Below are 12,149 nucleotides of genomic sequence, written 5' to 3' on the forward strand. Positions count from 1 at the left end.
AATTTTAATTAAATATCAAGATTTAACGCCTGCTGCAACCGTGCTGCAAGTACCTGCGCAATATGTCGTGCATAGTCATGATTTGGCGCCTCAGTCATAACACGGAGTAAATTTTCAGTCCCTGAATAACGCACCAGCACTCTACCATGCTCTAGAAGTTGTTCATACTCCTGAATAATATTTTGGAAAGGATCTACAGCCAAATCTTTTTTCTGAGCAACGGGAACATTAATAAGAACCTGGGGGAATTTTTCAAACGTTATAAAGTCCCAATTTTTTTGATGCATCAAACTCATAAGTACCATCAGTGCGGTAAAAATTGCATCACATGTTGGCAGATAATTTTTCAGGATAATGTGCCCAGAGTTTTCACCACCTAACAAGAGCTGCTCCTGCTCCAAGCTTGCAAAAACATACTTATCGCCAACAGCAGCACGCACAAGATCCCTATTTTGTGCTTCTAGTGCGCACTCAAGCGCTTGGTTCGTCATGACAGTGCCAACAACTGCACGCTCCTGTGCATATTCAGGCAACGCGAGCAACTGATACAAAATATCATCACCATCTTTAATTTGGCCATATTTGTTTACTGCAATAACGCGGTCTCCATCCCCATCAAAAGCAAAACCGATATCAGCACCCCAACGGACCACTTCATAAGCAAGATTTTCTGGGTAAAGTGCTCCGCAACGATCATTAATATTAAAACCGTTGGGCTGATCGTTAAGAGTAATAACACGAGCTTTAAGCGCTTTAAAAATAGCTGGGGCTACTGCTGATGTCGCACCATTCGAACAATCGAGAACTACGGTAAGACCTTCTAAAAAATTTTCAGTAAAATGAGCCCCTACCAAATCTTGGTAGGTACTAGCGGCCGTTTGCCATCGATAAATTTGAGCCTTGTCATGCGGCACAAGCTGTTCACTATTTTTTGAAAAATGCTCATAAAGAGCAACAATACGCGCTTCTTCTTGAGCGTTAAGCTTGCAATTGTCTTTGCCAAAAAATTTAATACCATTATCAACATATGGATTATGTGAAGCAGAAATGACAAGCCCGGCATCAATACTTTTATCATGCATCATAAGTTGACACAGTGCCGGAGTTGGAAGAACACCTGCATCAATGATGGTAACTGGAAATTTTGATAGACCAGTAATCAGATCATTTTTAATGCGGTCGAAAGAAATACGAGTGTCACCACATATTAAAAGCTTTGGTGAGGATATTTGATACTGCTCCTGAGCCCAATATGCAAAAGCACAGCCCAAATAAAAAAGCGCCTGAGGTGTAAATGGGTATAAATCGGCTCGGCCTCGAATGCCATCAGTACCAAATGAAATGGTATCTTTCACAAAATCCCTATCGTTGCATGTCCATTGTGGACTAATAAAAAAATGCCAGCTCTAAAGTCTTTCTATTATTTTACCCGGTATGGTAAAATAATACAAAAATATCAACCCTAAGCCTGAGCATGCCTAGCCCAGATGTTGTGGAGAATGAATATGAAAATGTTATTTTTACTCAAATGTTTTGCACTTGGTATATCTGCAGTTGCTGGGGTTGGACCTATTTTCATTTTAACGTTTAATCGAGGCGCGCTCAAAGGTTTTGGTCGTGGACTTGCAACTGCGCTGGGAGCTGCTCTTGGCGACATGCTTCTTTTTTTTCTCGGATTAGTTGGACTATTGAGTATTCTTGAAGGCTCAAAGAATATGGTTCTTCTGCTTGATCTTATCGGCGGCGTTGCATTGGTTATTATGGGAACAAAAATGCTTCACAGCACACCAACTTACATTCACGAACGATTGGGTGGAAATGAACCATATCTTGGCACAGTCATCAGATCATTCTTATTAACCGTTATCAACCCACTGGCAATCATCTTTTTTTTAATCGTCAGCGTACAACTACTTCCTGCGGGACAAATTCGCTTGCCCTTTAACCAAATTATCGCTGCAAGTTTAACGGTTGGTCTTGGATCGCTTACCGCTTTAACTGCTATCGCTTTTGTTGCAAGTAAGCTTGGCAAGTCATTGAGCATTGCCTATCTTCTAAAAGTTTCTTACATAACCGGTGTTATTTTTATCGGAATTGGTATTTATTTTTTCAGCGATGTCGTAAGAGCAGCTTTTCATCTTTTTAGATAAAAAAAATGCGCCGAACTTTTTGAACTCAGCGCATTTTTTATTGAGAAATTTTTAGAACTAACCAAGTCGTTGGTAACGATGCGTTACTTTACCAATAACACGGAAGTTGTCTTTTCCTCGAATCAACGCAACCGGTGGGGTCTTGTGATTTACCGATTCAAGAACAATAAAATCTTCCATATAGGTAATTTGCATGATTGCTTTGATTGGATTGTCGTTTCCATATTCAACAGCTGCAACATCACCTGAGCGAGTCCATGTTTCAGGAGATACAATTAAGTAATCGCCTTTAACAAAATTTGGAGCCATGCTGTTGTTTTCTACACAAAAGCAAAACATTGATTCATCGGTGCTGTTAAAAACAGGAACAAAAATATCTTTGTATCCTGTTGTTACTTGCATCAATTGATTGTTGTATGGCGAAGGATTCGACGGAATGTCACCCATAACCGGTACAATTTTCAACTGAAGATCAACAACCGCATTTTCAGGCATTTTAACTGAATTATCAACGTTATCGGTACGGCTTCTACGCTGAGCAAAAAGATCCACTGGATGTGTTCCAAATGCATTTGCAAGCTTTTTAAGCGCGTCTTCATTCCAACGACGAGTTCCATTCTTGATATGCGTCAGATAGCTTTCAGACATTCCTGTCTTTTCAGCAAGGACCTTGGTTGTCCAACCACGTTCTCTGAGCAATTCTTTTACACGCAATTCTGTTGATGACATAAAAAAACTCCTTCCCAAACTTTCTGCTTTCACATAACAAGCACATGTGTCGTCACTAATATAGACTATGCCAAATTGAAAAGCTACAAAAAAATGCTAGATGTATCTATAAAAAAAATCTTTCATTATGACAAATTCTTATACCCATTTTTTAAAGAACTATTTCCCATGTACGGCCACAAAGAATCATGTTAAGATACGGCGTAATTTGACTATTAACCCAAGCTCAACTCATTGCAGATGATGACACAATGAAAAGAAAAAATATTTCATTTCCGCTCAATTACTTTGAAAAAAAAGCATGGAACGATCAATTGTATGTTTGTGGAATTGATGAGGTTGGACGTGGATGCCTTGCAGGACCAGTTGTTGTTGCAGCGGTAATTATACCTTTGAATAAATCATATCACTTACTTAAAGATTCAAAGCTTATGAGCCACGATGAGCGCGAACTTGCTTATAAATGGATAACAAAACACTGCACCTATTCAATTGCAATTGCTTGTCATAAAACAGTTGATCAACATAACATTTATCAAACAACACTTCGAACCATGAAAAAAGCATATATCTCTTTAATTGAAAAACTCCCTTTTGCTTTTAAGCAATTAAAATATGTTGTTGTTGATGCTATGCCGCTTGTCATTGAAAAATCGTATACACACACTGATCTTGAAGTTCATCATTTTAATTATGGTGAATCTATTTCGCATTCAATTGCTGCAGCATCGATTATTGCAAAAGTTACACGAGACCGATTATTGGAAAAAATAGATTGTTTATTTCCGGCCTACTCTTTTGGTAAACATAAAGGATACGCCACCAAGGTTCACATCCAGGCCCTTGAACAGCATGGCCCATCACTCCTGCACCGTATTTCTTTTCTTTCTAACTTTGGGAAAAAGGAGTCCGATGACAATCATCAACAATCACTTTTCTGATACCTCATCACCATTAATCACTCCTGTAATCGAAGAAAAAAGTTTTGCTGAAATCATTGCAAGTACGCTGGACCACTTTGTTGCTCAAAGCTGGAAGTGGGACCATTTTCCAAATTTTGGCTCGTTAATTCAGGTAACCAATAATCAAACAACAATCATCGGTTGTGTTACTCATGTTGAAACAGGATCGATGGATCCACTACGCTCGCCATTTCCTTACCAAAAAACTGAGCTTGAACTCTTAGCTGAGCAGCCACAAATATTTGAATTTTTGCGAACAACCTTTAAAGTTCAAATATTAGGTTATTTTGAAAACCAAAATCTCCAGAGCATAACGTACCAGTTAGCCCCAAAACCCTGTAAAATCCATAGCTTTGTTGCTCAAAGCTCCCCCGATGTCATCAGGATTTTTTTTGGAAAAGCTGATTATTTACATTTGCTTTTTGCGTTTGCTCACCAGATACCCAATATCGATGAACTCTTACTTGCTATTATCCATCAACTCACCGATCAAAAGCTTTTTTCTCAAGAACACTTTGAATCACTTTGTGAAATGTACTCACTGCTCACCGCAAATGACTATCGACGTATGAAACTATTCTTGCAACGTATCGAACAACTCATCTAATCTCAATCTATTATAAGCCAAGGAGGAAATCATGAACTATGCCACAACAGTAAATTTTTTTTACACAGTAGTCATTTCATTCACGCTTTTGACATTAAATTGCCGGGCAAATATTACGTATATAAAAAATAAATCTGAAAATCCCATTACAGTCACACTGATGTCGCATAATGGTGACGAATTTAAAAACTCACCTATCGAAGTATTTGATAGTACCGAAGAACGTTATGAATTAGTTGATATCCCATTAATAATTGAATCAGGTTCTTCACTCAAGGTAAATATGGAAATTCCCCAATCTTTAGATGAATTTACCGAAAAAACGCCTTTTCAAGAAATCCCAACAATCGTCCCAACATACCTTAAAGTAACAACTAAGCGCTTTTTGAGAGATAAAAATCGATATCAAGACGCAACATTCAATATAGTCTATGGTAAGCACGCTTCATCATCAGCCATATGGTCACAAAAAATCGTCGCAACACAAGTAACGGCTATAGCTATCTTGGGCCAAATAAGCCCTTGCATGAACCTAGTCATCGACGAAAACGGCTCTCCATCAATTAAAATTGTTCTCCATCGAGAATTACCATAAAACCCCTGGGTAATTCAAACTGAATATATTTAAAATATTTAAAAATTTTGATTGATAAAACTATTATGCGCGCTATATTTCTAATGAAAAATCTAGAATAACAGCAACTGACATCTGGACAAAAGGTAACCGACATGACAACAGACAGCGCGCATAAGGTTGAACAATCCTCCTTGCATTGTTCATACGATTTCATGTATGAACCAATTTACACACCAAGCTATAATATTTCGTTTATCTTTTATGATGAAAACGAAATTGAAGATGATAGTGAAAACTATGAAGAAGAGTTCTGCCCTCCTATTCATTAAAATATAGTATAACTATCAGCTTTAAATCCAACACAAATCAACAGCCCAAAGGGCACCTTCCCCGCCATGGCCTTGAGGCTTTGCTCCTTAGGCCAATAGAATACTCATTTTTAGCCAAAGCAGCCCCATTTGACAATTTTCAATTATTTTGACAATCTGAATTAATAATTAAAATTTATAAAAATTTTTAAACCTGAACATTGCATAAATTATGTAATAACAATAAAAAACAAAATGGAGTTTACCATGAAAAAGAATCGTTTACTCGCTGCGCTTTGTGCTGCAGCATACCTGCTCACACAACCAGCGCTGCTGAATGCAAACATTCCAAAATTGGAAAAATTGGCTTTTAATGAAGTCGTAGATAAAGCTCTGAGCATGAAAGTTGACTTAAGCAAGCCAATCAACAAAAACGATGCTGCATTCAAGAGAATTTGGGCACTCACCAGACCAACCATGCCCGCCATGAATAATGACCTTTACCTGCAACTCATTGACCCACTGGCCAATCCAAGCCATCAAACACTCAGCGGTCATACGAATGCGGTCAAATCCGTCATTCAGCTGCGCAATGGCAACCTTGCTTCTGCCTCATCGGACCACTCCATCAAAATCTGGAACCCTGTAAACGAGCAATGCATCCACACACTCAGCGGCCATACCAATTCAATCACTTCAGTGATTCAGCTGCGCAATGGCAACCTTGCTTCTACTTCATGGGACCGAACCATCAAAATCTGGGACCCTGTAAACGGGCAATGTATCAACACACTCCAGGGCCATACCGGTGTGGTCAGCTCCGTCATTGAGCTACGCAATAGCAACCTTGCTTCTGCCTCATCGGACCACACCATCAAAATCTGGAACCCTGTAAACGGGCAATGTCTCCACACACTAACGGGTCATACCGATTCGGTCAATTCAGTCATTGAGCTACGCAATGGCAACCTTATTTCTGCTTCAGACGACGAAACCATCAAAATCTGGAACCCTGTAAACGGGCAATGTATCCACACACTCAGCGGACATACCCATCGCGTTAATTCAGTTATTGAGCTGGGCAATGGCAACCTTGCTTCTATTTCATGGGACGACACCATCAAAACTTGGAACCCTGTAAACGGGCAATGTATCAACACACTCAGCGGCCATACCAATTTAATCACTTCAGTGATTCAGCTGGGCAATAGCAACCTTGCTTCTACTTCATGGGACCGAACCATCAAAATCTGGAACCCCGTAAACGGGCAATGTATCAACACACTCAGCGGCCATACCAATTGGATCTTGTCAGTCATTGAGCTGCGCAATGGTAACCTTGCCTCTACTTCATGGGACCACACCATCAAAATCTGGAACCCTGCAAACAAGCAATGCCTCCACACACTCAGCGGTCATACCGATTCGGTCATTTCAGTCATTCAGCTGCGCAATGGTAACCTTGCTTCTACTTCATTGGACGGTACCATCAAAATCTGGAATATCTATCCAAACGAAATCAGATCAATTTTCGAACAGGCAGAAGAAGATCAAGAGTCTGCTGTGCAAAAAATAGTTCTCTTGATGCAACTCCAGCACCACTTTAAAAGCAATAAACTCGCATTACTTCATCAAGACTGGATGAGTTTGTTTAATCTCCTGCCAAGATGCTACCAAGATATTTATCGCAACATTGTCCAGGCATGTAATGACAATGAAAGCACTTGCGTTGTTTATGACAACCAGGACATCATCGATGATAACGATTTTAATTTCGAGCCGATGAACATTGACAACACAAACCATGGTAAAAAGAGAAAACGGAATGAGTCGAATGACTTAGAGCGGCAAAATGATGAACTCAAAAAGATTAAAGATACCAGCGATGATGATAACACTGATAATGAAGAGCAAAACAGTCACACAACAGGATCATTTTTTAACCCCTGTTCAATTATGTAATAAGGAATCGGTTAGAAGGAGGTGAGCAAAATCACCTCTGACGTCCCATGCTGAGCGAAAAAAAAGGGATGGATTGTAAGGTCCATCCCTTTTAGTTTTTAGATTATGAAAACTATCGGCGATTCAATGGAATCTGAGAAATAAAGTATTTCAAATCATCATCACTAAATCTAAACCCACCACCAATAAATGGATTTGCGGTTCGCTTGCTTACAAAGTCATCAATACCAAATGTTGTATATAAATTCTTCATAAAGAATGCTTTATTAAGCCATTTTATATGCGGTCTTGCATCATCAAAGCGATTAACACCATTAAGATCATATGCTTCTAATGAAGTAATCCAATGAACCAATTTGGTGTTAAGTGGAACATAGAAATCGCAACCAACACCAAAAGTGTTTTCAAATAATCCGATACGGAAAATCATTCGGTCAAAACGCTTACCAAATTGCAGTCCAAACAAAATATCATTTTTCTTTTGAACCGTGCGTTCAACAACTTCAGCAAATTCAACTTTACGCTCAAGCGGGATATCAAGATCACTTGGATTCAAAAGAGCACCTTTGTTATCACGGCGCACCGTATGTCGCACATGACGTTCGATGCTTCCTCGCTCATCACTCACGAGTTGAATCATGTAGAAACAATCCGAGTTTGGGCGAAGCTTTAACTCAAAATACCCTTTTGAATTGCTATCACGGAGCATTGTTTCAGAATGCATATCAACACTCAGCGTAAGCGCTTGCGTGCGAGTAACATAATCCTTTAATCCACGAAGCGTCTTTTTTAAGTCCGCATAGGTCTCTTCTTCATTAATCAATTTACCAACAACGCCTTTGCCCGTGTTAATCTTTTCCATAACCTGGCCGGCTTCTTTAAAAGTGTCTCTGGCTTGAATTGAAGCATCTTCAACATGAACAAATGCATTACCAACTCGCTCAGATGCTGAACCAAAATCTCCAACAACTTTATCTGCATGAGTTTGTAATTTTTGAGAAAGTTCAGGAATGCTCTTTCTCATCTCTTTAGCTGTTTCTTTAAAGTCTTGCAGCATGGTGTTAACAGTCTCTTCGTTATTTTTCATGGTACGTTGAAGAACCTCTGAAAAATCTGCAATACGATCAGATGCGTTTGCAATCGAGCTGAGTGCGGTACGCATGTTATCTTCGCCTTGTCTGGTTGCAAAAGTACCTTTAAATGAAGATGCGATATCATGAATTGCTGTTGCAATGTCTCTAAACTGATCGAGCAACTCGCCCACACTTGCGGGAGTTTTGCCGGGCATAGAGAGCGTGCTTCCTGGTAACAAAAGGCCCGTTGATGGATCGCCCGGATCAATTTCAAGACTCTTTGCTCCAATTAAACCGTCCTGATGAATCATTGCATAGGCATTTTTTGCAAGCTTGTTGTATTTATTGACGCGCATCATTACTTCAGCTTTTCCGCCATCCAACAATTCAATGGATTCAACCCATCCAACTTCAACACCAGCAATTTTCACAGGGGCCTTAAACGTCAATCCACCAGTATCATCAAAGTATGCTTTGTATGAGTAGTATTGATTTCTATCAAGCCGAATTTCGCGAATATTAATACTAAGGTAGAGGAAAATGCCGATGGCTGTAAGAATAAATATACCAACTCGTGTTTCTAACTTCACGAAATGTAACCTTCTTTTAAAGCCAATAAATTTTATCTATTTTGAACATTGTTTTCGATTGAGAAGTTTTGTCTTGCTTCTCGCTCTCCTGAACCTGCCCTTGCGCAGGAACCTTTTCTTGCTGGCCAGAAACTTTTTCAGGCGCTTGTGCCTTCTTTGCAGTTTCTCGTACAAGAGCAAGCACTCGTTGCTCTACATGACCAACTTTTCCACACGATAACACAGAATAAACCTTGGGCCCAAATTCTTTACTAAAAACTGGCTGCATTTCTTTCAAAAATTTAGGCTTTTCTCCGTACAAAGGCTCAACCGAAGGCCAATTTTTATCCCAGTCACTCAACCATTGAGCACTAAACGACTGCGCTATTTTTTTAAACGCTTCTTTCATTTCTGAAGAGTCGGATGCTGTCGGTCGTCGTATTCCAAAAACTGCACACAGTGCATCGGAAAAAAGCAATGGTTCAATGGTATCACGGCAAGACCAAATCGTAAAGATATCCTGCAACATGATTTCTGTGTTTGCTTCGCTCTTCTTTTTTTTTGTCCCACGCACCGGCGGCTCATAAAACATATTAAGCTGTTCGAATCCAGGAATCAATGAAAGTTCAGAAATATCATCAAGCTTACGCTGGCGCTTTTTTAAAAACTCAGTTATTTGTTTGAGCATTTCACCTGCAGCCATTTTACCAGGAATTTCTAGCCCCTTAAGTAGAGCCTGATATTCCTTTTTGAATTCCTGCTTTTTAAAATCAAAAGCTTCATTAATATTTATTTTACCATGTTCACTGGTAATGCAAATTTTCATTTCACCATCAATTCCGTCAATTGATTCTTTGAGCGCAAAGGTTCGCCAACGGTTCAAGTGCGGAAGAAGTTTACCAAGTAATCGGCGATTTTTTTTTGCTTTATCTGATCCTGCTTTTTTTTCTGGATCCTGCTCATCCTGCCCATCTTTTTTTTCATCCTTCTCAGGAATCGAAAGTGATGCAATCGCAACCTGAATACCCCCAAGCGCAAGAATTTCGGCATGTTCTCGATCAACCATTGTTTTGGTAAACAATGAACCAATCAACACATTGCGTAGAAGTTGTTCGGTAAAAACAACGATGACGGAGAGAACGAGTAAACAGATAATGACGATTGAGCCTGGGCGCTTTTTTTTCATGAAGCACCTTTCACCGAATTATAAACTCCTGGAGCTGTTTGATTGACCCCTGTTATTTGCATCCCTGTCTTTGGTTGCTCATTCGGTTTTTTATCGGACTGAGCTGCAGGCACTTTGAGATCTTGCGCATGAAGCTTTGGATGCTCGGTTGGATATGAAAAAACAGGAACAAATAGCTGAAAATCTTGTGTTCGTTTAAGCTGATCATCCCAAATAACAATACGCACTTCAAGCGATTTTGGCACAACACCAACGGTAAAATCTTTTTCACCCCAAACAAACAAGCGAACCTCTTCAATCTCTTGCTTATTATCTTTGCCTTTTTCTTCTTTAACTTTTTCGGTAATCAATTCAAGGTACATTTCTTTGACATTATCGGTAACCAAATGGGTACGAATAGATGCATGCTTATTTTTTGCCTGAGCATCGTCATCTTGTTTCATTTTAAAGTTCATGAGATCAGTTGTTTCTTTACGAAATAAATTATAACAAACCTGATCTCGAGTACTTTTTTCTTTATTTCGTACAAGCTCATACACCACACGCACCAAGCGTAAGCGTTTATCCCCATAAACCTGAAGCGGATGTGTGGTAATAAAATTAATCGACTTGAATAAGGTAAATTTTTTACCACCAATACGTCGATATTCATCTTCATAAATTTGTACATGCAAGGGATTTTTTAATGCTTCTTGCTGCTCATCTTGCCCGAGGGTATCTTTTGAGCCATCAGGTTTTTTATCACCTTGCTCTTTATTTTCAGAAGCTTTTATCTCAGAATCTTTTTTGTCTGGAATTTGTTTGTTCTGATCTTTATCTTTATCTGGCACAATTTCTTTATTCAAATAGGGAACAAGCATCGAAGAAAAATCTCGCTCAAGTTCATTAAAAAGCAGACACCCTTTTCTGGTGGTTGCCATCTTAGCCCTCACTGCTCCGAGTGATGTAATGGCATTGCGATATGCCTGCATCATGCCCAGCATAATAAAACTCGAAAGAAAGAGTGCAATAAGCAACTCAATAATGGTAAATGCTCGGGAGCTGTTCATTATTTTTTCTCTTTCTCATCTTCGAACTCTTTGTACACAAAGCTAATCATCTTTTCTTTGCGCACACGTCCAGCATCTTTCCAATCAGCTTCAGATTGAACAATTCTTAAATTATCTTTAAAGGTATGGAGGCTGGATTTTTTTGGAATTTCTAGCATGTTTGATGTAATGCGCAAGGAAGGCTCTTCAAGTTTTAGAACAACCGGTTTCTCCGATTTTGGTGGTGCCATTAAAAGTTGATATAACTCTTTTTTAATCAAATAAACCCGTTCAACATTTTTACGATTGCTTTCAACGCGCAAGTACGAACGCATTTGAACACTGGATAAAACAAACCCTGTTGTTGCCAAGATAAACAAAGCAATCATAACTTCAATCAAAGTAAATGCTGGAGCCTGCTTCATGAATCACCGCTCTGGTCGAATTAAGCCATCAGAAAATTCAAACTTCCCAAAAAATGGAGCCATTCGTAATGTTGCCTCCTGCTCCTTTTTGTCTTTCTTTTCTTTTTTCTTAGTCAGATGAATCATAACATCTTGCACAAGACCATCAGGAATAACGTAGCAATATCCTTGGCCCTTATTTTCTTCAAATTCTTCATCTTTGCCATGATAAAGCGCTTTAAATTTTATCTGTTCAGGCAGCTCATAACGCGTCTGAATATAGCCAGAGGTAACGGGGTTATAAATTTTTTGGAGAGGTTTTTCAGGGTCGCGGCCCTCGCGCTGAACCAGCACAAGATCGCGACCCTTATTTTGTTTTTTGAAAACAAGCCTATAAATAGCCTGATTTGAGATTGCTTCTTGCCGAGCAAAGATTACAAGGTTGTTAATATCATCCAAAATTGTTGGCCATTCCGCTTTGGGCGACTGTTGCATAAAGCGTGGAAGACCAATAGTCCCGATAATTCCTATCAAGAACAAAACAACTAAGATTTCAATTAAGGTGAAACCCTTGCTTTGACAACGCACGACGCA

At 39.3% G+C, this 12,149-nt stretch carries 13 protein-coding genes; 6 read left to right on the forward strand and 7 right to left on the reverse strand.

Annotation, left to right across the window (positions count from 1 at the left end):
- Positions 1-8: 8 nt before the first annotated feature.
- Positions 9-1,355: a phosphoglucosamine mutase gene (locus tag JST56_03640; protein MBS1988062.1), complete on the reverse strand. Its 1,347-nt coding sequence runs from the start codon at positions 1,353-1,355 to the stop codon at positions 9-11.
- Between the two features lie 150 nt (positions 1,356-1,505).
- Here JST56_03640 and JST56_03645 point away from each other — a divergent pair, with 150 nt between their 5' ends.
- The gene (locus tag JST56_03645; protein MBS1988063.1) at positions 1,506-2,150 is read left to right on the forward strand and encodes a LysE family transporter; all 645 of its coding nucleotides are present in this window, start codon (positions 1,506-1,508) and stop codon (positions 2,148-2,150) included.
- Between the two features lie 57 nt (positions 2,151-2,207).
- Here JST56_03645 and JST56_03650 read toward each other — a convergent pair whose 3' ends face one another.
- The gene (locus tag JST56_03650; GenBank protein ID MBS1988064.1) at positions 2,208-2,879 is read right to left on the reverse strand and encodes a helix-turn-helix domain-containing protein; all 672 of its coding nucleotides are present in this window, start codon (positions 2,877-2,879) and stop codon (positions 2,208-2,210) included.
- A 251-nt stretch (positions 2,880-3,130) separates the two neighbouring features.
- On the opposite strand from JST56_03650, the gene JST56_03655 reads away from it, so the two are divergent.
- From JST56_03655 to JST56_03675, 5 genes are all read left to right on the forward strand, one after another.
- Positions 3,131-3,820 (forward strand): ribonuclease HII, encoded by a 690-nt coding sequence (locus JST56_03655; protein ID MBS1988065.1) that lies wholly within the window; start codon positions 3,131-3,133, stop codon positions 3,818-3,820.
- Positions 3,792-4,448: a hypothetical protein gene (locus tag JST56_03660; protein MBS1988066.1), complete on the forward strand. Its 657-nt coding sequence runs from the start codon at positions 3,792-3,794 to the stop codon at positions 4,446-4,448. Before JST56_03655 ends, JST56_03660 begins: the two co-directional genes overlap by 29 nt.
- A 31-nt stretch (positions 4,449-4,479) precedes the next feature.
- Positions 4,480-5,043 carry a hypothetical protein gene (locus tag JST56_03665; protein MBS1988067.1) on the forward strand — a complete coding sequence of 188 codons (564 nt, stop codon included), beginning with the start codon at positions 4,480-4,482 and terminating at the stop codon, positions 5,041-5,043.
- Between the two features lie 134 nt (positions 5,044-5,177).
- Positions 5,178-5,354: a hypothetical protein gene (locus JST56_03670; protein MBS1988068.1), complete on the forward strand. Its 177-nt coding sequence runs from the start codon at positions 5,178-5,180 to the stop codon at positions 5,352-5,354.
- 246 nt (positions 5,355-5,600) lie between these two features.
- Positions 5,601-7,295, forward strand: a complete 1,695-nt coding sequence (locus JST56_03675) for a hypothetical protein (GenBank protein ID MBS1988069.1) — start codon at positions 5,601-5,603, stop codon at positions 7,293-7,295.
- Positions 7,296-7,407: 112 nt separating this feature from the next.
- Here the strand turns inward: JST56_03675 and JST56_03680 are convergent, their stop codons facing one another.
- Genes JST56_03680 through JST56_03700 form a run of 5 tightly spaced genes read right to left on the reverse strand, consistent with a single transcriptional unit; the run spans position 7,408 to position 12,143 of the window.
- Positions 7,408-8,958, reverse strand: a complete 1,551-nt coding sequence (locus JST56_03680) for an MCE family protein (GenBank protein ID MBS1988070.1) — start codon at positions 8,956-8,958, stop codon at positions 7,408-7,410.
- Positions 8,959-8,974: 16 nt separating this feature from the next.
- Positions 8,975-10,123, reverse strand: a complete 1,149-nt coding sequence (locus JST56_03685; protein ID MBS1988071.1) for a hypothetical protein — start codon at positions 10,121-10,123, stop codon at positions 8,975-8,977.
- The gene (locus tag JST56_03690) at positions 10,120-11,172 is read right to left on the reverse strand and encodes a prepilin-type N-terminal cleavage/methylation domain-containing protein (GenBank protein MBS1988072.1); all 1,053 of its coding nucleotides are present in this window, start codon (positions 11,170-11,172) and stop codon (positions 10,120-10,122) included. Before JST56_03690 ends, JST56_03685 begins: the two co-directional genes overlap by 4 nt.
- Entirely contained in the window at positions 11,172-11,576 is a 405-nt protein-coding gene (locus JST56_03695; GenBank protein ID MBS1988073.1) for a prepilin-type N-terminal cleavage/methylation domain-containing protein, read from the reverse strand. Before JST56_03695 ends, JST56_03690 begins: the two co-directional genes overlap by 1 nt.
- A gap of 3 nt (positions 11,577-11,579) precedes the next feature.
- Entirely contained in the window at positions 11,580-12,143 is a 564-nt protein-coding gene (locus JST56_03700) for a prepilin-type N-terminal cleavage/methylation domain-containing protein (GenBank protein MBS1988074.1), read from the reverse strand.
- Positions 12,144-12,149 lie beyond the last annotated feature (6 nt).

Source organism: Candidatus Dependentiae bacterium, assembly GCA_018266175.1.
Taxonomy (GTDB): Bacteria; Babelota; Babeliae; order Babelales; family RVW-14; genus JAFEAY01.